The organism is Streptomyces sp. VTCC 41912 (assembly GCF_045799175.1).
Classification (GTDB): Bacteria; Actinomycetota; Actinomycetes; order Streptomycetales; family Streptomycetaceae; genus Streptomyces; species Streptomyces albulus_C.
Window position 1 is genome coordinate 191,894 of record NZ_JBJMAB010000007.1, and the last position, 22,199, is coordinate 214,092.

Sequence of the window (22,199 nt, forward strand, 5' to 3'; positions counted from 1 at the left end):
GCGTCGGGGGTGGCGTCCAACACCCGCGCGCCGAGGCCGCGGCTGCGCGAAGTGGACGCCGGTCAAACCCAGTTAGTCGGGCCGGACGCCCACCGAGTTCCGGCCTCCGGACGGGACAAACCTCACGCGCCGAACGGCCCCTGATCGCCCGTCCACCCCCGCGCCCACCTGCCACGATGACGCGATGACCACCCCCGTGATCTCCGCTCCGCCACCCGACCGCGTCCGGCGCCCCGGGGCCGCGGCGGCCCGGCTCCATCCGATCCGGCGCCTGCTGCCGGCGCGTTCGGTCCTGGGCTTCGTCGCGCTCCTGGCGCTGCTCTTCGCCCTGTCGTACGCCGTCGGCGGCGCCGTCGGTCCGGTCGCCCCCGGCCTGCATCCCGCCGACCGCCCGCGCGGCGGGACCCCCGACGCACCCGGCGGTGGTTCCGGCGGGATGCCCGGCATGGCGGGGATGAGCGCGCAGGGCGCACCACGGGCGGTGCCGGTGGCCGCGGTCACCTCCGCGGCCGCCGGCCCGGAGGCCGTCGCGGCGACGCGGGGGGCACGGCGATGACGCAGCCCGAGCAGGCGCCCCGAGCCGCCGCACCCACCGTCGTGCCGCCCGCCGACCGCACCACCACGCTCGCCATCGGCGGCATGACCTGCGGTGCCTGCGTGGGCCGGGTCGAGCGCAAACTCGGCCGGCTGACCGGCGTGAGCGCCTCGGTGAACCTGGCCACCGCGCGGGCCCGGATCGACCACCCCGCCGCGGTCTCCGTGACCGACCTCGTCGCCACCGTGGAGGCCGCCGGCTTCACCGCGCACCTCCCCGAAGCGGCCCCGGCCGCACCCCGACCGGACGAGGCCGGTCCGCCCGCCGCGGCCCCCGCCGCCGGGCCCTCCGCCGCCGAGGAGCCCGCCGACGACCGGCCCGACGCCCGCCCGGGAGACGGCGACGGCGCGGGTGCCGAGCGCCGCCGGCTGCTGCTGACCGCCGCGCTCGCCCTGCCCGTACTGGCCCTGTCGATGGTGCCCGGCTGGCAGTTCCGCAACTGGCAGTGGCTCTGCTTCGTGCTGGCCGCCCCCGTCGCCGTATGGGGCGCGGCGCCCTTCCACGCCCGTGCGCTGCGCGGTCTGCGGCACGGCGCCGCGACCATGGACACCCTGGTGTCCCTCGGGGTCGCCGCGTCGTTCGGCTGGTCCACCTACGCGCTGTTCCTCGGCGGCGCCGGCACGCCCGGCATGACGATGCCGTTCAGCCTGCTGCCCGCGGCCGGCGACGGCACCGCCCACCTCTACCTCGAAGCCGCCGTCGGGGTCCCGCTGTTCGTCCTGGCCGGACGCCGGATGGAGGCCCGGGCCCGGCGCGGCACCGGCGCCGCGCTCCGCTCGCTCGCGGAGCTCGCCGCCAAGGAGGTGTCGGTGCCCGGGCCGGACGGCACCGAACGCCGCATCCCCATCGCCCGGTTGGGGGTCGGCGACCGGTTCCTGGTCCGGCCCGGCGAACGGGTCGCCACCGACGGCACCGTCCGCACCGGCAGTTCGGCCCTGGACCTCTCCCTGATCACCGGTGAGAGCCATCCCGTCGAGGTCGGACCGGGCGCGACGGTGGTCGGCGGCGCGGTCAACTCCGGCGGCCTGCTGGAGGTCCGGGCCGACGCGGTGGGCGGCGACACCCAACTCGCCCGGATCACCCGGCTCGTCGAGGACGCCCAGACCGGCAAGACCCGGGCCCAGCGGCTCGCGGACGCGGTGGCCGCGGTCTTCGTGCCGGCGGTGCTGACCATCGCGGTGACCGTCCTGGGGTTCTGGCTCGGCGCCGGCGCGGATCCGCAGGCCGCGGTCACCGCCGCGGTCGCCGTGCTCGTGGTGGCCTGCCCGTGCGCCCTGGGACTGGCGACCCCGACCGCGCTGCTGGCCGCCACCGGCCGCGGCGCCCAGCTCGGCATCCTGGTCAGCGGCCCGCAGGCACTGGAGCGCCTGCGCCGCATCGACACCGTCGTCCTCGACAAGACCGGCACCCTCACCACCGGGCGGATGACCGTCCGCGACGTCACACACCGCACGGACGGGCGCGACCCGGACGAGGTGCTGCGGCTCGCCGCCACCGTGGAGCAGTGCTCCGAGCACCCGGTGGCCCGCGCCGTCCTCGGCCACGTCCGGGACCACCGGCCCGCCGTCCGGCTCGAACCGGCCGCCGCGGTCCGGGACTTCACCGCCACCCCCGGCTTCGGGGTGCGCGGGGCGCTCGACGGGCGCACGGTGACCGTGGTCCGGCCGCCCGACGACCCCACCGGACTCCCGGCGCCGCTGCCGGAGGCGGTCCGCGCCGCCGGGGCAGCCGGCCGCACCGCGGTGCTGGTCACCGTCGACGGCACCCCGGAAGCCGTCCTCGCCCTCGGCGACGCGCTCCGCCCCGACGGCTACCGCGCCGTCGACCACCTGCGCCGCCTGGGCGTACGACCGGTGCTGGCCACCGGCGACCGCGCGGCCACCGCACGGGTCGTCGCCCGACAGCTCGCGATCACCGAGGTCCACGCGCAGGCCCGCCCGCACGACAAGGCCGCGCTGGTCACGACCCTTCAGGAACAGGGCGGCCGGGTCGCGGTGGTCGGCGACGGGGTCAACGACGCCGCGGCACTGGCCCTCGCCGACCTCGGCATCGCCATGGGCGGCGGCACCGACGCGGCGATCGGCGCCGCCGACGTCACCCTCGTCCGCGAGGACCTCCAGGCCATCGCCGACGCGGTGCGGCTGGCCCGTCGCACGCTCGGCACCATCCGCGCCAACCTGTTCTGGGCCTTCGGCTACAACCTCGTCACCGTGCCGCTCGCCGCGGTCGGCCTGCTCAACCCGATGCTGGCGGCGGCCGCCATGTCCGCCAGTTCCCTCCTCGTCGTCGGCAACAGCCTGCGGCTGCGCGCCTGGCAGCCGCCGTCCGCCACCCGCGGCACCCGCCGGTCCACCGCCGCATCCCGCCACCGCACCAACGGAACCTGGGAGTCCGCATGACGCGCGCACGTCTCGCCGCCGCTGCGGTGCCGCTCCTCACCTGCCTGGCGACCCTCGGCACGCTCACGGCCTGGACCGCCACCGGCAACGCGGGCACCCCCGCCCGGATCAGCGCCACCGACGGACGGATCCTGATCCCCGCCGGCCACGACGCCACCGCGGCCTTCTTCACCCTCCGCAACACCGGCACGGCCGACGACGTCCTCACCGGCGTCACCGGACCGCCAGGGCACCGCACGATGCTCAGCCGCGACGTCGCCGTCGGCCGCAACGCCCACTCCATGGCCATGGTCGAGGGCGCCACCGTCCCGGCCCGCGCCACGCTGACCATGTCGCCGACCACCCTCGACGTCATGGTCGCGCCGCCGCCCCGGCTCGCCCCCGGCGACCGCCTCACCTTCACCCTCCACTTCCGCGACAGCCCGCCGTTGACCGTCGAGGCCCGCGCGGTACGTCCCGGCCAGTAGGGGCCGGCGCACCCCGCGCCGCCGCCGGGGCCCAGGGCAGGTCATCGACCCGCCCGGGGCCCCGGCGGCCCGTCGCCCCCGGCCGGTCAGGCCAGGGCGGCGGCGAGCCGACGCGGCGGCCGGTCAACCGGGCCCGGTCTGCGCTGCGCCGCATCGCACGGGGCCGCGCCGGCCGCCCGCTGCCGACCGACCCCGTCGGCGGGCACCGCGCCCGTGCCCGCACCCGCCGCACCGGACCCGGCGCCGGCCTCCGCCTCGGCCAGCAGGGCGATCAGGGTCTCCCGGGCACGAGCCACCCGCGAACGCACCGTCCCCACCGGGCAGCCCATCACCCCGGCCGCCGCCGCGTACGGCAGCCCCAGCAACTGCGTCAGCACGAACGCCTCGCGCCGCTGCGCGCTCAACGCCGCCAACAACTCGGCCAGGGCGATGCCCTCGTCGAAGCCCGGCACCCCGCGCGGCTGGACCCGCTCGGCGGCGGACTGCCAGTCGTCGGTCGCCGACAGCCGCGGCCGCACCGCATGGGTGCGGATCCGGTCCGCCACCACCCGGCGGGCGATCGTCAGCAGCCAGGTCCGCGCCGACGACCGGCCCTCGAACCGCGGCAGCCCGCGCAGCGCCCGCACGTAGGTGTCCTGCACCAGGTCGTCGGCGGCCTGCGCCTCGCCACTGAGGTGCGTCACGTACCGCCGGACGTCGAGCTGGGTGGCCCGCACGAACTGCTCGACGGCCCGTTCGTCGCCGTCCCGGGCGGCCAACGCCCAGCCGGTCACCGTCTCGTCGTCACGCATGCCGGAACCGCCCCTCGCCGGTACGGACCAATTCGGGGAGGATGGGGGCATGCTCTGCTCGCGCATCCGTACGGCACTCTCCGCCCGCCTCGACGGGGAGGCGCTGCCCGCGGGGGTCACCGCCCGCCGGCTCGACGACCACCTCGCGGGCTGTCGGGACTGCCGCCGATGGGACGCCCGCGCGCGGGCGTTGACCGCCGTCCTGGGCGACGCCACCGCGCCCTCGCGGGGCGCGGCCGACGGCGACCCGGCGGCCGTCGAGGCACTGCTCGCCCGCCTGCGGCCGGGACGACGGGCGGGCTGAGCCGCCGGGGCACGCCGGGCGCCCGCCGCGGCCCGCCCGTTGACTGGGAACGGACGCGGGCGGCGGTGCCACCGGCATCCGGACAGGATTCATCATCTGGAGTCCTCTGGAGTCCTTCGCGTGATCCGGTCGCCGCGCGACGGCGCGGACGACCGGTGACGTCACAGCCGGGGCGCCGGGCACGGGACCGTGGCCCGCCCGCCGTCCTTCCGGCCGGGGAGTTCGACCGTGCTGTCAGACGACAGCCGGCTCACGCGGGGGACCCCGCAAGGACATCGCATGGGCCAGCAGCAGCTGGCGCACCGCGCACCGCGGCTCCTGCCGGGCGGGACGCGGGACCGGGCGGCCGGTGGGCGGCACCGCCCGCAGCACCAGCAGCAGCGGTGCGAACAGCCGGGCGGACACGCTCCGCACGAGCCGGAACGCGGCCCGTTCGCCGCCCCACAGCCACCACGCGCTGAGCAGCGCCACCAACAGGTGCGCGGCGAGCATGCCGCCGGCGCTGCCGTGCATGCCCATGTGCGCCATGCCGGCGTGGGACATGTCCATCGACGCCGTGGGATCCATCGATCCCATCGCACCGCCGGCTCCCATACCGGTCATGGAGTCCATCGTGCCGGCGGACCCGGACGTGCCGGGGGGACCCATGGGCGACAGCGCCCGTGCCGCGTCGAGGTCGGCGGGCGACAGCCCCTGGGCACCGCACAGCCAGGTGTTCGCCCACGCACGGGTCAGGGACGCCCGGTCGGGGCCGGCCACCGCTTGTCCCAGGGAGAACGCGCTGTGCAGGGCGGCTTGGGCACCGACGGTCAGCAGACCCACCACGACGGGACCGCGTTCGCGTCCGGCCAGGCACCAGGCACCGGCCGCCGTCGCCGCACCGGCGGCGAGCAGCATCCAGCCGGGCACCACGGCGTCCGACATCACCGTGTGCCCGAGCGCAGCCAGGAGCACGCAGACCACCGCGAACACCGCGGCGCGCAGCCCCCTGAGAACGTGCCCCGCATCCATGACAGGCCCCATCGTCGCACCTCGCCCCCGGAACGGGACCGGGAGGGGCGCAAGAGGTGCACGACGGGGCATCGACGCCCCTACTGGGCGGAGTCCTGCGGCCGTGCGGCCTCGGCCGCTTCCGCGGTCGTCTGGAGCGTCTTGAGCAACGCCCGCGGGCTGCCGCCCGGTTTGACCGCCGCTCCGATCCCCTGCCGGAGGGTGTCGCGGACCTTCGGCCAGGTGCTCCGCCCGACGGGGTGGAACTCGGCCCGGGGCATCTGGTCGATGAACGGCCGCAGTGCCCGCTCGGAGGGTTGCGCCCGCAGCGCCTCGGAGCCCGAGACGGTGACCGGCAGCGTTCCCTGCCCCCGCGCGAACTGCGTGGTCGCCCGCTCGCTGTAGAGGAAGTTGAGGAACGCCGCGCACTCCCGGCGGTGGCCGTTCCGCTTGAACGCCATCAACCAGTCGCTGAGCCCGACCGGCGGTGCCGCACCGCCGTCCTTCATCGGGAAGTCGGCGTTGGCGTAGGGCACCTTGGCCCGGTCGGCCGCGTCGAGGAGGACCGGATGGGCCAGCATCATCCCGACCTCGCCCTTCAGGAAGGCGGCGTAGGCGGGGGTGCGGCTGAACGTGGCCGGGTCGTCGCCGGCCAGCCCGGGGGCGACCAACTGCTCCTTGACCCAGAGGAGCGCCTCGGCGTTGGCCTCCTTGGTGAAGTCGTAGCCGGCCTGTCCGCCGTAGCCGCCGCCGGTTCCCAACATCCAGGCCAGCGCCTCGTCCTCCGCCGACTCGGGGCCGAACTGGAGGCCGTAGGGGACGGGGACGCCCACCGCCTTGAGCGCCTGCGCGGCGGAGCGCAGTTCGGTCCAGGACGTCGGCGGCCCGCTCAGGCCCGCCCGGGCGAAGTGGCCGGTGTGGTAGAAGAGCCGCGGGGTGCTGGCGAGGAACGGAATGCCGTACTCGGTGAAGTTGATCTCGCCGGCCCGGGCGAAGGACGTGAGGAAGTCCGCCTGCGCCGAGAGGTTGAACAGGTCGTCGGCGCTGTAGAGCCGCCCGGCCTCGGCGTAGTCGGCGAAGACGTAGGACTGCGCGATGTCCGGTTCCCGGCCCGCCGCGGCCCGTGCGGCGAGCGTCCGGTCGATCCTGTCGATGGGGACGAGTTCCAGGTCGATCCGGATGTCGGGGTGTTCCTTCTGGAACGCGCCGATGAACTCGTGCCACCGGTCCACGATCGGGGAGCCCACGGTCGTGCCGTAGCTCGCCGCCATCACCTTGATCCGGCCGGGCTCGCCGGACGCCGTACCGGACCCGCACCCGGCGAGCCCGAGCGCCGCCGCGCCCGTCATGCCGGCCGTACGCGAGAGAAAGACCCGTCGACGCACTGCTGCTGTCACCTCATACCTGCGTTGCGGAGCGTGGACCAGTCCACCGGACGCGTGGCGGCGCCCCCGTGGAGGCGGGCGGCGCCGGGGCCGGTGGACGGGCCTACCGTACGCGGTGGTTGACACATTGTGTCATGTGGACATTGTGTGACGGTCGGGCGCATTCGCTCCGCATTCCCCGCCGGGTCCCGCGCTGCCGTCCCGTCCGCTACCGTCCTGCGCCATGACCGCTCCCGATCCGCACGCCCCGACCGAACCGGACTTCCTGCGCGGCACCCGCGCCGCCTACGACACCGTCGCCGTCGACTACGAACGGCTGTTGCGGACGGCGCTCGCCGGGATGCCGATGGACCGGGCCATGCTCGGCGCCTTCGCCGACCTGGTGCGGGCGGACGGCGCCGGCCGGGTCGCCGACCTCGGGTGCGGTCCCGGCCGGATCACCGGTCACCTGCACGCCCTCGGGTTGGACGTCTTCGGGGTCGACCTGTCGCCCGGGATGGTGGCGGTGGCCCGCGCGACGCACCCGGAAATCCGGTTCGAGGAAGGGTCGATGACGGGCCTGGAGCTGGCCGACGGAGGGCTCGCCGGCGTCGTCGCGTGGTACTCGATCATCCACACGCCGCCGGAGCTGCTGCCGGCCGTCTTCGACGAGTTCCACCGCGTCCTGGCCCCGGGCGGCCACCTCCTGCTCGCCTTCAAGGCCGGCGACGAACTCCGGCACCTGGACCGCGCCTACGGTCACGACCTCGCGTTGGACGTCTACTGGCTGCCCCCGGAGCGGGTCGCCGACCTGGCGGGCGGGGCCGGGTTCGTGGTCGGCACGCGGGTGCTGCGGGAGCCCGAGGGCCAGGAGAACGGCCCGCAGGGGTACGTGCTGGCCCGCAAGCCGGCCGCCTAGCGACCGGCGCGGGGCGGGGCGCCGGGCGGTGGCGGCGCCCGGCGCCCTGCGCCGAGAGCCGCTACCCGGCCGGGGTGCCGCTCAGCAGCCGCCCGGCCCCCGGCACCTGCGTCGCCAGGCCGAGTGCGCCCAGCACCCGGTAGGCCGTCGCGGTCGCCGCCGACAGCACCGGCAGCCCGGCCGCGTCCTCGACCGGCTGGATCGCGGCGAGCGACGGCATCTGGACGCACGCCGAGAGCACCAGCGCGTCCGCCCGGCGCAGGTCCAGTCGCCGCCAGTGCTCCAGCAGCGCGCCGGGATCGAGCCGGGCGACCGCCAGATTGTCCGGAACCTCCAGGCTCAGCGCGTCCACCACCTCCACGCCGGCGTCCTCGACGTACCCGGCGACCACCGCCGTCAGCTCCTTCACGTACGGCGTGAGCAGCGCGACCCGGCGCGCGCCCAGTGCCGCCATCCCGTCCAGCAGCGCGCCCGCACTGGACACCACCGGTGCCGCCGCGCCCTGTTCGCGCAGCACTCCGGCGATCTCCGCCTCGGCCGCCCGGTGCCGGCCGGGCCCCTGCGCCATGAGGGCGACCAGACAGGCGGAGGCGACGACGTCCGGCCGGGCGTCGGCGAGTTCCGCCGCGGCCCGCCCGGTCTGCGCGTTCATCTCCCGCAGTTGCTCGGGCGTGACGTGCCGCATCCGCATCCGGCTGCTGTGGAAGACGAAGCGGTCCTCCGGGTGCACGGCCTCCCGGTCGCGCAGCATCCGCGGCAGTTCGGTTTCCATGGTCAGGTTCGAACTGGGCACGATCAGGCCGATATGGCGGTCCGTCACGGGACTCTCCTCGAAGGGTGCGGGCGTACCCGGAGGTGCGCGGGCATACGGGGACGAGGCGCCCGTGTGGTGACCCGGGCGCCGGTCAGGAATCCCCGGCCAGGCCCTCCCAGTGGTCGGCCAGGGACGTCAGCAGGTCCATCACGTCGGCACGTCGGCCGTCGTCGTACGGGGTCAACAGGCGGGCGTCCAGCTGCCGGGCCCGGTCGTGGGCGCCGCGCAGCGTCCGCTCGCCCTCCTCGGTGAGGTACAGCAGCTTGCGCCGGCCGTCGGCGGTGTCGGTGCGGCGCACTATCAGGCCCCGGCTCTCCAGCCGCCGGGCCACGTCCGCCATCGTCGAGGTGTCCAGCGCCACCGCCGAGGCCATCGACCGCTGGTCCCGTCCCGGCGTCGCGTCCACCGCGGTCAGCACCGCGAACTGCGGCCCGGTGAGCGTCGGATCGACCGCGCGCACCCACACGGCCAGGTACGCCTGGTAGAGCCGGCGCACCTGATAGCCGGGGGCCGCCATCAGAGCGGGGGGAATCGTCACCCCGCACTCGGTGGTGCGGGGAGCCGCGGGGGAGGCGGGCGCGGTGGGTGTGGTCTCGTCAGCCATGGGGGCAACTCAATCACGGTGCGCCGCGCCGGTCCCGTGGATGGTCAGCATGTTCACGCCAGCATGGGACGCAGTGCCGCACGCAGCGCGTCCAGCGCCGCCGGCGGGTTGTCCCAGAAGAGCATGTGGCCGGCGTCCGGGACCGCGGTCACCGTCGCCGACGGCAGCGCCGCCCGCGCCTGGGCCGCCCCCGCCGCCGTGACCACCGGACTCTGCGCGCCGTACAGCAGCGCCGTCGGGCCGGTGACCGCGGGCCACCAGGCGAAGAAGTCCTCGGACTCGAAACCGCGGTGGGTGGCGGCGACGGCCCGCCGGTCGCAACTGGACAGCCAGCGCGCCCGCAACTCCTGTTCGCGGCGCGGCCAGCGCGGCCACGACCGGGCCACCTCGTCGGCGTCGGTGCCGCGTTCGGCCTCCGCCAACTGCCCCAGGAACGCCGCCAGCGTCGTCGGGTACGGGCCGCGGCCCGGCCCGCTCATCGGCGGATCGGCCAGTACGCTGCCGCCGAGCGCCACCCTGCCGCGCGCCGCGACCACCGCCGCGATCCGCGCCCCCATGGAGTGCCCGAAGAGCAACGGCCGGGTCAGCCCGAGCCCCTCGATCACCGCCTCGGTGTCCTCGGCGTACGACTCCAACCCGTAGCCGCGCCCGTCGTCACCGCCGTCCGCCGGCTCCCCGCCGCAGCCGTCCGACAGCCCGCGCCCGCGCACGTCGACCACCAACGGCCGGACGAGAGCGGTGAGTTCGCGGGCGACGAAGTCCATGGTGACGGCCGGACTGGTGATCCCGGGCAGGACGACCAGCGCGGGTCCGTCGCCGCCGTAGTCCAGCACGTGCAGCCGGGTGGCCCCCGAGCGGACCCACCGACTGGTGGCCGGCACGTCGGCCAGGTCCGCGAGGGCGGATTGCCGCACGCACCGGACGGGTGCGGCGGACGGGGAGGACTGCGACATGGTGACACCTTCCTGACGGGGCACGGGGGCACGGGGCACAGGGGCAAGAGGCAACGAGAGCCGGACGGGCAGCGGAGGGCGGGCCCGGAGCGGTGGGACCGGGCGGCCAGGGGCCGGATTGGCTCAATCGCGCACCGATTCCGCCAGATAACCGACGGCGTCGGCCAGCGTGACCACGTCGCCGTACTTGGCCTGGATGTCGAAGAGAGCCGCGGCGTGCGGGCCCGCCGCCCGGTCCCCGACGCACTCCCGCGGGACCAGCACCGGGAAGCCGGACTGCACCGCGTCGACCGCCGTGGCCCGCACGCAGCCACTGGTGGTCGCGCCGCACACCACCGCGGTGTCGCAGCCCAACCCGGTCAGGGTGGCGGCCAGCGAGGTGCCGAAGAAGGCCGACGCGCCCTTCTTGAGGACCAGCGCATCGGACTCCCGCCGGGGCAGCCGCGGATCGACCGCGACCGCCTCGCTGCCCTCCAGCAGCGCGCCCAACCCCGGCGCCTTGCGCAGCCAGGTGACGTGGCCGCCGGACACCTCGGCCGGGGCGTAGGCGATCGCGGTGAACACCACCGGGACGCCCGCCGGCCGGGCCGCCTCGATCAGCTGCCCGGTGGCCCCGACGACGTCGCTCAGATCCGCGCCGGTGGGGAAGCGGTCCTCGGTGAACCCCCGGGTCAGGTCGACGACGACGAGTGCGGGCCGCCGCCCGCGGCGCACCGGGGCGCCGAACCCGGCCCGCTCGTAGGTGCGGTCGGTGGCCGTCCCGTAGTGGCTCATGCGCGCCCCCGCCGCAGCGTCCTGAGCTCCCGCCGCATTCCGGCCAACCGCCCCAACAGCCAGCCCTGGCACGCCCCGACCGCGAACGCGGCGGCCAACGGACCGTACTTGGCCAGCACCGGCCCGACCGCCGGCCCGACGAGGACCGACAACCCGTCGAGGTCCTGCGCCGCGGCGGCCCCCCGCGGCCGGGGCGCCGCGGCCGGAGCGGCCGCCGGCGCCGGTGTCGTCGACGGCGCGGGTGAGGGCGTGGGTGAGGGCGCCGGTGCGGTCGCGCCGTCGCGTTCGGCCGCCAGCAGTCCGCCCAGGTTCCGGGCGAACTGCTCCAGGATCCGCGTCGAGACGGTCCCGATCGCGCCCTTGCCGAACTGCGCCAGCTTGCCGCGGATCACCAGGTCCGTGACCAACTCCAACCGCGCCCCCGCCGGCGCCTCGGCGACGGTCAGCGTCACCTCCGCCTCCGCGTCGCCGTTCCCGTGCGCGTCCGCCCCGCGGGCCTGCACCCGCAGCCGCCGCCGGTCGGCGTCGGCCTCCAGGAAACGCACGGTGCCCGCGTAGGCGGCGGTGATCGGGCCGACCTTGACCCGGACCCGGCCCTGCCAGGCGTCGCCGTCGCGGCCGTCGAGCACCGCGCCCGGCATGCAGGACGCCACCCGTTCCACGTCGTTGACCAGCGCGAACACCGCGTCCGGCGGGGCCGGCACCGGCACCGTGTTGCTGAGCTGCATCACTTCTCCTTCCGGGGGGCCGACGCCGCGGCCCGTTCGGCGCGCCGGGACGCGGCGCAGTCCTCGATGGCCTCGACGATGGGTTGGTAGCCGGTGCACCGGCACAGGTTGGCGGCCACCACCTCGCGGATCTCCTCCTTGTCGGCGTCCGGCCGCTCGGCGAGGAACCCCTCGGCGAGCATCAGGAACCCGGGGGTGCAGAAGCCGCACTGGAGGGCGTGGTGCGCGCGGAACGCACGTTGCAGGTCGCTCAGTCCGCCGTCCGCCGCGTCCGGCGGTCCCGCCGACAGCGATTCGACGGTGCGGATCCGCGCGCCCTCCGCCTGCGCGGCGAACATCAGGCAGGCCCGCACCGGCCGGTCGTCGAGCAGCACCGTGCAGGCTCCGCAGATGCCGTGCTCGCAGCCGACGTGGGTGCCGGTCAGCCGCAGTTCGTGGCGGAGCACGTCCACCAGCGTGCGGCGCGGCTCGGTGATCACCTCGTGCCGTTCGCCGTTCACGTCCAGCACCATCAACTGCACCTCCCGCTCCGTCGGCGGTGGGGCGTCCGCGGCGGCGGCGTCCGGGGTGGCGGCGGGCGGCTGGGGGCGGGTCGTCATCGGGCGCTCTCCTGGTAGTGCCGGCGGTGCAGGGCGCGGTGCACCGTCTCGGGGGTGATCGGGATGTCGTCCAGTTCCACGCCGGTGGGGCGCAGGGCGTCGTTGACGGCGTTGAGCACGGCAGCGGGGGCACCGATGGTGCCGCCCTCGCCCGCGCCCTTGGCGCCGGTCTCGGTGAACGCGCACGGCGTCTGGAGGTGGTGGACCGCCACGTCGGGGATCTCGTGCGCGGTGGGCACCCGGTAGTCCATGAAGCTGGTGGCCGACGGCTCGCCCTGGGCGTCGTACGTCACCTGCTCGAACAGCGCCCCGGCGATGCCCTGGGCGATCCCGCCCCGGCACTGGCCCTCCACCACCTGCGGGTTGATCGCCACCCCGCAGTCCTCCACGCAGACGTACCGCAGGATCTCCACCCGGCCGGTGTCCGCGTGGAGTTCGACGACGACGCCGTGGGTGGCGTTGGAGAACGTCCCGTCGTTGAAGACGTCGAAGGCGGCGGTGGCGGTGAGCCCCGGCTCGATGTCCTTGGGCAGCAGGTCGACCCGCAGGTAGGCGACCTCGGCCAGCTCGCGGTAGCCGAGCGCGGTGCCGGGCGCGCCCCGGCGCACCACCTCGCCGCGGCCGAGGGCGGTCTCCTCCACGGGGACCTCCCAGCGGGCCGCCGCGATCGCCCGCAGCTTCTCGCCGAGCCGCCCGGCGGCCAGCCGGACGGCACTGCCGCCGACCGCGATCGACCGGCTGGCGAAGGTGCCCCATCCGTAGGCGACCCGGTCGGTGTCGCCCTGGTGGAGCCGCACCCGGTCCAGCTCCAGGCCCAGCCGCTCGGCGACGATCTGCGCCATGGTCGTCTCGTGGCTCTGCCCGTGGCTCATCGTCCCCGTGGTGACGGTCACCGACCCGCTGGGGTCCATCCGCACCTCGGACAGGTCGAAGCCGGGCACGACCGCCATCTTCCGCTGGGCGAACGCGGCCGAGCCGTAGCCGGTGCGCTCGCTGAAGCAGGAGTAGCCGATGCCCAGGTGCCGGCCCTCGGCCCGGGCCGCGCGCCGCCGCTCGTACCAGCCCTCGTCGCGCAGTGTGCGCTCGCACAGGTCCAGCGACTCCCGGTAGGAGCCCGGGTCGTAGGTGATGCCGTTGACGCCGGTGTAGGGGAAGTCGGTGATCAGGTTGCGGCGCCGGATCTCCACCGGGTCGAGGTCCAGCTCCCGGGCCGCGCGCTCGAAGAGCCGCTCCACGACCATCACGTACTGCGGCCGGCTGACCCCGCGGTACGGCGCGGTCGGCGCCTTGTTGGTGGCGATCGCCCGGCCGCGCACCCGGTAGGCGGGCACCTTGTAGACGCCCGGCATCTCCGCCGCGGCCATCAGCGGTTCGATGCCGGCGGTGAACGGATAGCAGGAGTAGGCGCCCATGTCGCACACCACGTCCGCGTCGAGCGCCAGGATCCGGCCGGCCGCGTCGAAGGCGGCCCGCACGTCGTAGTGCTGCTCGCGGGCGAGGAAGGACGCCGAGAGCGCGTCCTTGCGGTCCTCGATCCACTTCACCGGGCGGCGCAGCCGGAGCGCGGCCGCCGCCGCGGCGATCTCCTCCCGCCCCACCACGCACTTCAGCCCGAAGCCGCCGCCCATGTCGGGCACCACCACCCGCACCGCCCGCTCGGCCAGCCCCAGGCACCGCGAGGCCACCGTCCTCACCTGGTGCGGGACTTGGCTACAGGTGTGCAGGACGAGCTGCTCCTCCCGGTCGTCCCAGTGCGCCAGGGCGCCCCGGGTCTCCAGCGGCAGGGCGTTCTGCCGGCCGGTGCGGGCCTCGACCCGGACGACGCGGTGGGCGGCGGCGAAGATCTCGTCGATGCCTTCGGTGGCGAACGACCGGACGTCGACCAGCGTGTTCCGGGCGGCCTCGGCGTGCAGCAGCGGAGCGTCGTCGGCCAGCGCCGCCGCCTCGTCCGTCACCGGCGGGCGGACTGCGTAGCCGACCCGGGCCGCCTCGACCCCGTCCTCGGCGGCGTAGGCGTCCCGTGCCACCACGATCGCCACCGGTTCGCCGACGTAGCGCACCCGGTCGCGGGCCAGTACCGGCATCGCGGTCGGCACGAACTCCGCCGGTGGGCGGGCCAGTTGGGCGGTGATGTCGCCCAATGGGAGGTCGTCGGCGGTGTAGGCGGCGACCACGCCCGGCACCGCGCGCACCTCGTCCAGATCGATCGCGGTGACCTCGCCGTGCGCGACCGTGCTGCGCACGAACTGCGCGTGCAGCGTGCCCGGCAGGGTGACGTCGTCGACGAACCGACCGCGCCCGGTCAGCAGCCGGGGATCCTCCCGGCGCGGCACGGACCGCCCGATCAGCCTTTCCCCGTCCTCGCGTGCACCGTCCTCGACCCGCCTCATCGCGTCCCCGCCCCCTTCGACTCCGTCGCCCCGCTCGCCTGGACGCAGGCCCGTTCGACCAGGGACCGGACGAGCTGCCGGCGGTAGGCCGCACTGCCGCCGGTGTCGTCCGGGGGATCGGCGGCCGCGGCGGCCGCGGCGGCGCAGTCGGCGAACGACCCGCCGTCGGCCAGCACCGCCTCGGCCTCCGGCACCCGCACCGGCACCGGCGCCACCCCGCCCAGCCCCACCCGACCGCCGCGCACCCGGGCCCCCTCGACGTCGAGGTCCACCACCGCCGACACCAGCGCGAAGTCCCCCTTGCGCGCCGCGAACTCGGTGAGCGCGGCGTGCGGCGCGGGCCGCGGGAAGACGACTTCGGTCAGCAGTTCGTCGGGTTCCAGGGCGCTGGTGTACGGGCCGAGGAAGAACTCCCCGGCCGGTACGCGCCGTTGCCCGTCGGGCCCGCTGACGACGATCTCGGCGCCGAGGGTGACCGCGAGCAGGCACCACTCGGCCGTCGCGTCGGCGTGCGCCAGGCTGCCGCCGACCGTGCCGCGGGTCCGGATCGGCAGGTGGCCGATCCAGCCCATGGCCCGGCGCAGCACCGCGAACCCCGGCCCCAGCAGCGCGTCGGGAGCGGCCTCCACGGTGTGATGGGTCGTCAGGGCACCGATGTGCAGGGCGCCTTCGGGGCCTGCCGTGAGGTGGTCGAGCTCGCGCAGGCCGCCGATGTCGACGAGGTGGTCGGGGCGGGCCAGCCGGAAGTTCATCATCGCGACCAGGCTCTGGCCGCCGGCGAGGACCTTGGCGTCCTCGCCCAGTTCGGCCAGGAGCCGGGTGGTGCCGTGGACGTCGCGGGCCCGGTGGTAGCGGAAGGGGGCGGGTTTCATGCGGATCCTGTTCGTGTCGTGCGGCGGTTCCTGGCGGGGCGGGGTCAGGAGGGGCGCCGGCGGGGCGCGGTCAGGGCGGTGCCGAGCGGGTCCGCCGCGCCGGAGGCGGCGGCCGGCACGGCGGAGCGGGGGTCCGCGGTGCGGTCGGGTGCCGGCGCGTCGTCCAGCGCCCGCCCCTTGGTCTCGGGCGCGGCCACCGCGGTCCAGCCGACCGCGGCCACCACCGCCAGCGCCAGCACCCCGAACGTCAGCGGCAGCCCCAGCACCGGCCACAGCACCGAGCCGAACAGCAGCGGCGCGAAGCCGGTGAGCACCCGGCTGACCGAGGAGGCCCAGCCGAAGCCACTGGCCCGCAGCCGGGTCGGGTACAGCTCGGCGACGTACGCGTACAGCGCCGGGATCGCCAACTGCATCAGGAAGCCGAACAGCGCGAGGGCCGCCACCGACGCCGCCGGTTCCCGGCGCACCAGCGCGAACAGCACCAGCGCCAGCGCGGCCAGCGGCGCCGAAAGACCGATCAGCCACTTGCGGCCGATCACGTCCACCAGCGCGGTGGACACCAGCACCCCGACGATGCCGACGCCGCTCATGACCGTGGTGCCCGTGAACGCGGCGGTGCTGCCCAGCCCCTGGTCCTTGAGGATCGACGGCAACCAGCTCAACGCCGCGTAGTAGACCAGCATCACGGCCGCGAACAGCAGCCAGGCGGCCGAGGTGATCCGCGGGCTGAACGCCCAGATCCGCACCAGCTGTTCGCCCACCGCCCGCGGCCCGCGCGCCCCGGACCCGGCCACCGGTGCGGGGATCGCGTAGGGCTCGGGCGCCGCCCCCGTACGGGCCACCAGCGCGTCGATGACCGCCCGCGCCTCCGCCTCCCGGCCCTGCCCGGCCAGGTGCACGGGCGACTCCGGCACGCCCCGGCGGACCCAGAACAGCAGCAGCGCCGGCACGCTCATCACCGCCAGCATCCACCGCCAGTTGTCCGACGCCGGCAGCAGTCCCGTCGAGACCAGCCCGCACAGCGTCACCCCGATCGGCCACCAGGCGTCCAGCGCGGTCAGCACCCGCCCCCGGTACCGGCGTGGAGCGAACTCGCCCACCAGCGCGTAGTCCACCGGGATGCAGCCGCCGAGCCCCACCCCGGCGGCGAACCGCAGCACCAGGAACACCGGGTACGTCGGGGCGAAGGCGCCCAGCACCGAGAACGACGCGAAGATCAACAGGGTGACGCTGAAGGCCCGTTTCCGCCCGAGCCGGTCCGCCACCGCGCCCCAGGCCACCGCACCCACGGCCATCCCCACCAGGTTGGCGGTGGCGACCAGCCCGCGTTCGGCCGGTGCCAGGTGGAAGTGCTCGCCCAGCAGCGGCATCAGGAAGCCGTTGAGGGCGATGTCGTACGCGTCGAAGAGGTAGCCGAGGCCACCGATGAGGAAGACCTTGCCTTGGACCCCCCACTTCCAGGGGAGTTCCTGGACGATCTGATCGCCGGTTTTCACATGCGCTCCAGGTGGGTGTACGGACCGGGCGCGGACGGCCTGCCCGCGCCCGTGCGGACACCGGGGTGGGGACCCGGGGGCGCCGGGACGGGGGCCCGGCGGGTGTGCTCAGGCGTCAGCGGGCGAACGGGTAGGAGAAGGCCACCTGGTCCGGGTCGTTGAGCGGGGTGCCGCGCCACAGCCAGTCGTAGGACAGGTCCGACTCCCCGTCGAAGCGCCGCAGCTGCGCGTCCCTGGCCCGCTGCTCGGGACCGTCGGGGAAGTGGTAGAAGGTCTTGTTCTGCCACGACGCCTCCTGCACCATCCCGGCGTGCTTGGCCCGCCGGTCGACGTACCGGCGCAGCGCGTCCGGCACCCCCGAGACGGTGACCGCCCCCAACTCCTCGGCCAGCACCGCGGCGTCCTCCATCGCCTGCGAGGCGCCCTGCGCCTGGTAGGGCAGCATGGCGTGACAGGCGTCGCCGAGCAGCGCCACGTGCCCGTCGGTCCAGACGGGGTCCCGCCGCCGGTGGTAGAGGGCGAAGCAACTGACGTTCTCCTTGGCCTTGGAGAGCATCGCCGACACCCGGTCGTCCCAGCCGGGGAAGGCGTCCACCAGGTCCTGTGGGGACGCGGCGACGGTCCACTTCTCGGCGACCTCCTCGGTGCACGGCACGCATGCCACCACATTGAGGTACGCGCCACCCCGAATCAGGTAGTGGACGAGGTGCCGCTCGGGGCCGTACCAGATCGTGCTCTGGAAGCGGTCGACCAGCCACCGGGTGGCCGGGTCGGCGGCGATCAGCTCGCCCGGGACCAGCGCCCGGTAGGCCATCTCGCCGGAGAACAGCAGGGTGTCGGGGGCGCCCATCAGCTCCCGCACGCGCGAGCGGACGCCGTCGGCCCCGATCAGCACGTCCCCGGCGAACCGCCGCCCGTCGTCGGTGGTCACCACCGGCCGCTCGGGCCGGGTGCGGTCCAACTCGACGACCCGGCTCGCGGTGTGGATCGCCACCGCCGGGCCCGGACCGGTCGGATCCAGACAGGCATCCATGATCACCCGGTGCAGATCGGCGCGGTGGTAGTGCCAGTAGGGGGCGTTGAACCGTTCCTTGCAGTGCTGGCCGAGCGGGGTGAGCGCCACGACGCTGCCGTCCTGCCAGCGCCTGCGCACCTGGTCGAGCGGTTCGGTGTGGATGGCTTCGAGCTGTCGGCGCAGGCCCAGCCCGAGCAGCACCCGGCTGGCGTTGGGTGCGGTCTGGATGCCGGCACCGACCTCGCCGAGCTGCGGTGCCTGTTCCAGCACGGTGACCCGCAGACCGCGCTGGCGCAGGGCCAGCGCCGCGGTCAGGCCGCCGAGACCGCCGCCGGTGATGGTGACTTCGTAGGACTGGCTGGGCGCCACTCTTCCTCCAAGACGTTGCGCTCGCGCTCGACGGGGCAGCGGATGCGGCCGGTCGGTCAGCCGCCGGCGGGTCCGAGGTCCTCGGCGAGCCGGCCGTCGACCACCACCTCCGTCCCGTCGACCGTGACCGAGCAGCCGCGCATCGCGATGTCGAGGTGGGCGTAGGACTCGCGGCCCAGGACCGGGTGCGGGCCGGTCGACCACAGGAAGTTGCCGGCGAAGGCCCGGGCGTCCATGCCCATCAGCTCGTCCTTGCCGTACATCGCGGTGGCGAACCAGTCGGCGGTGCGCATCAGCCCCCACCCCATGTGCGACAGGCTGCGTGCCCAGGTGTCCCGGGAGTCCGCGAAGAACGTGGTGAGCAACTCGGCCTCGGCGCCGCCGCTGACCTTCTCGATGTGCCCGTCGACGATCCGCAGCGTCACCGGCTCGCGCACGTACTCCTTGAACGGCAGCAGGATGTCGCCCGGCGCCAGCACGATCCGCCCGTCGGAGAATTCCGGCCAGCACAGCACCATGGTGCTCGGCCAGTGGTCCCACCGGCCCGGGTCGTCGGCGAAGCCGCACTGGAACTCCGGCCGGGAACCGGCGAGTTGGACGGTCAGATCGGTGCCGGCGGCGGAGCGCACCCGCATCTGCGCCGACCGCTTGAGCAGCTCGACGCCGCGCAGCACCTCGGCCTTGTCCTCCTCCTCGGGCAGGTTGCGGATCAACACCTCGGGCGCGTCGCAGACGAACAGGATCCGGGTGCCGGCGCGCAGGATCTCCTGCTGGACCGGGGCGTGGATGAAGCCCTCGCGGGTCAGGTCGACCACCAGGTCGGCCGATTTGAGCAGGTCCTGGGCGGTGGTGTCGTTCAGGACGGAGGTCAGGCCGGGGCCGGCGCCGGTGTGCGTGCTGGGCATCGGCGCGGGGGTGCCGCCGGGCACGGTCGCCGCGATGACGTGCGCACCGCACGCCTTGGCCGCGCCGAACGCCGCCGCGACGTAGTCGCCGCGGCTGCCCGGTTCGGCCAGCACCACGACGTGTTCGTCGTCGCGCAGCTTGCACAGTCGCAGTTGACGGATGAAGGCGTCGAGCAGGTCGACGGACGAGAGGTCGAACACGAGGACCCTCCGGAGAACGAGTTCGGGGGCTGGGTGGTCGTTGACGCGTGCGGGTACCGGCGGGGGCGCGGCGCCGCCCCGTTTCCGGCGGGGCGCTGCCGGCCCGTCGCCTCGGGCCTTCGGGCATGCGCTGAACTGCGGAGATGCGAGGGTGCTGGGGCATCCCGACGGAGATAATCCGAACACGTACGATCTCGGCTTGGCAAGGGGTGCGCGCCGAGTTGGCCCGCTTCGGCCCCTGAACGTCCGTCAGTACGGCCTTCCGGTCCGCCCGATGGCCGGGTGGACGCGCGAAGCGGGGCGCGGCCCCCGGCCGCGCCCCGCCCCCTCTTCCCGCAAACGCTACGGCCGGGGCCCGATCACCCGTCCGGACGCGTCCTGCACGGTGATCGCCATCGCCGGACACACCTCGGCCGCGTCCAGCGCCCGCTCGTCCTCCGCGATCTCCTCCTGCACGGCCCGGGCGTGCGGCCCGTCCAGGACGAACAGGTCCGGCGCGATCGCCGGGCAGGAGCCCGAGGCGATGCACAGCGCCGGGTCGATCGCCACCTTCCACGCCACCGCGCTCACCACCCCACCGGCAGGACCCGCGGACCGCGCACCAGCATCTCGGTCTTCCACTCCACGTCCCCGGCCACATGCAGCCCGGGGAACCGGGTGATCAGCGCCGAGAGCGCCTCCTGGAGCTCCAGCCGGGCCAGCGGTGCGCCCAGGCAGTGGTGCACGCCGTGGCCGAAGCCGAGGTGCTGGTTGCCGGCCCGCCGGATGTCCAGCTTCCCCGGGCCGTCGAACCGCAAAGCGTCGCGGTTGGCCGCCCCCATGGCGACCAGTACCGGCTCGCCGGCCCGCACCAGCGTGCCGCCGACATCGATGTCTTCCGTGGCGTACCGCGGCTGGCCCGCGCCGCTGCCCAGCGGGACGAAGCGCAGTAACTCCTCCACGGCGCCCCCGATCAGGTCGGGCTGCTCGCGCAGTACGGCCAGTTGGTCGGGGTGGTCGAGCAGTGCCAGGACGAAGTTGGGGATCTGGGTGGCGGTGGTCTCGTGGCCGGCGACCAGGATGCCCACGCACAGGTCGACCAGCTCCAGCTCCGTCAGCCGGTCGTCGACGTCCCGCGCGTCGATCAGCGCGGTCATCAGGTCGTCCTGCGGCTCCCGCCGGTGCTGCTCGATCAAGTCGCCCATGTAGGCGCGGAGTTCCTCGCGGTTGGCGTCGAACTCCTCGGCGGTCAGGGAACTCGTCGACAGCGCGGCGTCGCTCCAGATCCGGAACTTCGGCCGGTCCTCGGTGGGCACGCCGAGCAGCCGGCAGATCACCGCGACCGGGATCGGCAGGGCGTACCGGTCGACGAGGTCGGCCGGCGGTCCGGCCGCCTCCAGCTCGTCCAGCAGTTCCCGGGTCAGCTCCTTCACCTGTGGCCGGAGCTTTTCGACCTGACGGACCGTGAACGCCTTCGCCACCAGGGTGCGCAACCGGGTGTGGTCCGGCGGGTCCATGCTCAGGATGCCGCTGTTGCGGCTGCCCTCGGACTGCCGGGGCTCGTCGTGCCGGATGCCCTCGGCCCGGCTGAACCGCTGGTCGCCCAGGACGAACCGGGCCTCCGCGTACCGCGTGACGAGCCAGGCCGGCTCGCCGTACGCCATCTGGACCTTGAGCAGACCGGGGCGATTGCGTGCCGTCTCGTACTCCGCCGACAGGTCAAGGCTCTCAGCGATGTTGAAGGGGTAGGAGAGGGGTGCTGTTTTGGCTGTGGTCACGGTGACCTCCCTTGTGTAAGCACCTGCTTACATACCGTAGGACGCACGCTCGGGGTGGTCAACGATGGATTGCGGCCGTCGTCCTGATCCGCTACGGCGGGCCACGACGACCATCGGAAGGACCGACGGGAAGGAGAGCGACGATGCCGGAGGCAACGAGGAGAGCGGTGGAGGCGGCCCCCTGCGGCGGCGCCACCGGCGAGCACCGCCGGGACGCACAGGGCACCCGGCGCCTCCTGCTCGACGCGGCCTCGCACCTCTTCGCCGAACGCGGCTACGAACGCGCCACGGTGCGCGACATCGCGTCCCGGGCCGGCGTCAACCAGGCCCTGCTGTTCCGCTACTTCGGCTCCAAGAAGGCCCTGTTCGGGGAGGTGATGGCGCGCGGCGGCCAGGAACAGCTGCGCGCCACCCCGCCGGAGCGGCTGTTCGAGGTGGCCCTGCGCGGCATGCTCGCCGAGGGCGCCGGACCCGGCACCGACCGCTCGCTGGAGGTCTGTCTCCGCTCCATCGGCGGCAGCGACGAAATCGGCGAGGCACTGCGGGGACTTGGCGACGAGTACGCCGACGTGCTGGCCACCCTCTCCCGGGCCGACGACGGTGCGCTGCGCGGCGACCTGGCGCTGTCCTGGCTCCTGGGCATCGGCCTGATGCGGGTCGTGGTCGGCAAGGAGCCGTTGGCCAGCGCCGATCCGGACACCGTCTGCCGACTCGTGGGGGAGGCCCTGACCGCCCTGCTGGAGGGGTCGCCGAAGGCGGAGTGACGTCGTCCGGGCGGCTGCGGTGCTGCCAGCGCGGTCCGGCTCGTGCTGCGTTCCGGTGACCCTCCGGCGGGTCGCCACGCGGGGTTGGGTGGCCGACTTATTGTCGCGCTTGCAGGAGAATGTTCCTTT

Annotated in this window: 22 protein-coding genes; 6 read left to right on the forward strand and 16 right to left on the reverse strand. The window is 74.9% G+C overall.

The window, feature by feature from the left end; genetic code table 11:
- The first annotated feature begins 184 nt into the window (after window positions 1-184).
- Genes ACJ6WD_RS13690 through ACJ6WD_RS13700 form a run of 3 tightly spaced genes read left to right on the forward strand, consistent with a single transcriptional unit; the run spans window position 185 to window position 3,461 of the window.
- On the forward strand, window positions 185-556 hold the full coding sequence (locus tag ACJ6WD_RS13690) for a hypothetical protein (protein WP_233659327.1): 372 nt from the start codon (window positions 185-187) through the stop codon (window positions 554-556).
- Window positions 553-2,994 (forward strand): heavy metal translocating P-type ATPase, encoded by a 2,442-nt coding sequence (locus ACJ6WD_RS13695; RefSeq protein ID WP_407615856.1) that lies wholly within the window; start codon window positions 553-555, stop codon window positions 2,992-2,994. Before ACJ6WD_RS13690 ends, ACJ6WD_RS13695 begins: the two co-directional genes overlap by 4 nt.
- Complete coding sequence (locus tag ACJ6WD_RS13700; RefSeq protein WP_233659326.1) at window positions 2,991-3,461, forward strand: copper chaperone PCu(A)C; 471 nt, start codon at window positions 2,991-2,993, stop codon at window positions 3,459-3,461. Before ACJ6WD_RS13695 ends, ACJ6WD_RS13700 begins: the two co-directional genes overlap by 4 nt.
- Before the next feature lie 86 nt (window positions 3,462-3,547).
- On the opposite strand, the gene ACJ6WD_RS13705 is transcribed toward ACJ6WD_RS13700, so the two are convergent.
- The gene (locus ACJ6WD_RS13705) at window positions 3,548-4,252 is read right to left on the reverse strand and encodes a sigma-70 family RNA polymerase sigma factor (RefSeq protein ID WP_020930635.1); all 705 of its coding nucleotides are present in this window, start codon (window positions 4,250-4,252) and stop codon (window positions 3,548-3,550) included.
- Between the two features lie 49 nt (window positions 4,253-4,301).
- Here ACJ6WD_RS13705 and ACJ6WD_RS13710 point away from each other — a divergent pair, with 49 nt between their 5' ends.
- Window positions 4,302-4,556, forward strand: coding sequence for a zf-HC2 domain-containing protein (locus ACJ6WD_RS13710; RefSeq protein ID WP_233659325.1), 255 nt, complete (start codon window positions 4,302-4,304; stop codon window positions 4,554-4,556).
- A gap of 234 nt (window positions 4,557-4,790) precedes the next feature.
- On the opposite strand, the gene ACJ6WD_RS13715 is transcribed toward ACJ6WD_RS13710, so the two are convergent.
- Window positions 4,791-5,567 (reverse strand): PE-PGRS family protein, encoded by a 777-nt coding sequence (locus ACJ6WD_RS13715; protein WP_407615857.1) that lies wholly within the window; start codon window positions 5,565-5,567, stop codon window positions 4,791-4,793.
- An 80-nt stretch (window positions 5,568-5,647) separates the two neighbouring features.
- Window positions 5,648-6,943: an extracellular solute-binding protein gene (locus ACJ6WD_RS13720; protein ID WP_407615858.1), complete on the reverse strand. Its 1,296-nt coding sequence runs from the start codon at window positions 6,941-6,943 to the stop codon at window positions 5,648-5,650.
- 211 nt (window positions 6,944-7,154) lie between these two features.
- On the opposite strand from ACJ6WD_RS13720, the gene ACJ6WD_RS13725 reads away from it, so the two are divergent.
- Entirely contained in the window at window positions 7,155-7,829 is a 675-nt protein-coding gene (locus ACJ6WD_RS13725; protein ID WP_233659322.1) for a class I SAM-dependent methyltransferase, read from the forward strand.
- Window positions 7,830-7,890: 61 nt separating this feature from the next.
- Here ACJ6WD_RS13725 and ACJ6WD_RS13730 read toward each other — a convergent pair whose 3' ends face one another.
- The 13 genes from ACJ6WD_RS13730 to ACJ6WD_RS13790 form a co-directional block, all read right to left on the reverse strand.
- On the reverse strand, window positions 7,891-8,649 hold the full coding sequence (locus ACJ6WD_RS13730; RefSeq protein ID WP_331246760.1) for an aspartate/glutamate racemase family protein: 759 nt from the start codon (window positions 8,647-8,649) through the stop codon (window positions 7,891-7,893).
- Between the two features lie 85 nt (window positions 8,650-8,734).
- A complete protein-coding gene (locus tag ACJ6WD_RS13735; RefSeq protein WP_233659320.1) occupies window positions 8,735-9,247 on the reverse strand; it encodes a MarR family winged helix-turn-helix transcriptional regulator in 513 nt (170 codons plus the stop codon).
- A 53-nt stretch (window positions 9,248-9,300) separates the two neighbouring features.
- Window positions 9,301-10,200: an alpha/beta fold hydrolase gene (locus ACJ6WD_RS13740; RefSeq protein WP_233659319.1), complete on the reverse strand. Its 900-nt coding sequence runs from the start codon at window positions 10,198-10,200 to the stop codon at window positions 9,301-9,303.
- 123 nt (window positions 10,201-10,323) lie between these two features.
- The gene (locus tag ACJ6WD_RS13745) at window positions 10,324-10,974 is read right to left on the reverse strand and encodes an isochorismatase family protein (protein ID WP_407615859.1); all 651 of its coding nucleotides are present in this window, start codon (window positions 10,972-10,974) and stop codon (window positions 10,324-10,326) included.
- Window positions 10,971-11,702, reverse strand: a complete 732-nt coding sequence (locus ACJ6WD_RS13750) for an SRPBCC family protein (protein WP_233659317.1) — start codon at window positions 11,700-11,702, stop codon at window positions 10,971-10,973. The genes ACJ6WD_RS13745 and ACJ6WD_RS13750 overlap by 4 nt, the downstream gene beginning before the upstream one ends.
- A complete protein-coding gene (locus ACJ6WD_RS13755; protein ID WP_233659359.1) occupies window positions 11,702-12,214 on the reverse strand; it encodes a (2Fe-2S)-binding protein in 513 nt (170 codons plus the stop codon). Before ACJ6WD_RS13755 ends, ACJ6WD_RS13750 begins: the two co-directional genes overlap by 1 nt.
- A gap of 83 nt (window positions 12,215-12,297) precedes the next feature.
- Window positions 12,298-14,691 carry a xanthine dehydrogenase family protein molybdopterin-binding subunit gene (locus tag ACJ6WD_RS13760; protein ID WP_407615860.1) on the reverse strand — a complete coding sequence of 798 codons (2,394 nt, stop codon included), beginning with the start codon at window positions 14,689-14,691 and terminating at the stop codon, window positions 12,298-12,300.
- Window positions 14,688-15,563, reverse strand: coding sequence for a xanthine dehydrogenase family protein subunit M (locus ACJ6WD_RS13765; protein WP_233659315.1), 876 nt, complete (start codon window positions 15,561-15,563; stop codon window positions 14,688-14,690). The genes ACJ6WD_RS13760 and ACJ6WD_RS13765 overlap by 4 nt, the downstream gene beginning before the upstream one ends.
- 44 nt (window positions 15,564-15,607) lie before the next feature.
- Window positions 15,608-17,059, reverse strand: a complete 1,452-nt coding sequence (locus tag ACJ6WD_RS13770; protein WP_233659314.1) for an MFS transporter — start codon at window positions 17,057-17,059, stop codon at window positions 15,608-15,610.
- 115 nt (window positions 17,060-17,174) lie between these two features.
- On the reverse strand, window positions 17,175-18,443 hold the full coding sequence (locus ACJ6WD_RS13775) for an FAD-dependent monooxygenase (protein WP_233659313.1): 1,269 nt from the start codon (window positions 18,441-18,443) through the stop codon (window positions 17,175-17,177).
- Window positions 18,444-18,499: 56 nt separating this feature from the next.
- Window positions 18,500-19,549: a hypothetical protein gene (locus ACJ6WD_RS13780; RefSeq protein WP_407615861.1), complete on the reverse strand. Its 1,050-nt coding sequence runs from the start codon at window positions 19,547-19,549 to the stop codon at window positions 18,500-18,502.
- A gap of 342 nt (window positions 19,550-19,891) precedes the next feature.
- Window positions 19,892-20,110: a ferredoxin gene (locus ACJ6WD_RS13785; RefSeq protein ID WP_376438483.1), complete on the reverse strand. Its 219-nt coding sequence runs from the start codon at window positions 20,108-20,110 to the stop codon at window positions 19,892-19,894.
- A 5-nt stretch (window positions 20,111-20,115) separates the two neighbouring features.
- Entirely contained in the window at window positions 20,116-21,306 is a 1,191-nt protein-coding gene (locus tag ACJ6WD_RS13790; RefSeq protein ID WP_233659307.1) for a cytochrome P450, read from the reverse strand.
- Between the two features lie 143 nt (window positions 21,307-21,449).
- Here ACJ6WD_RS13790 and ACJ6WD_RS13795 point away from each other — a divergent pair, with 143 nt between their 5' ends.
- Window positions 21,450-22,070: a TetR/AcrR family transcriptional regulator gene (locus tag ACJ6WD_RS13795; protein WP_233659305.1), complete on the forward strand. Its 621-nt coding sequence runs from the start codon at window positions 21,450-21,452 to the stop codon at window positions 22,068-22,070.
- Window positions 22,071-22,199 lie beyond the last annotated feature (129 nt).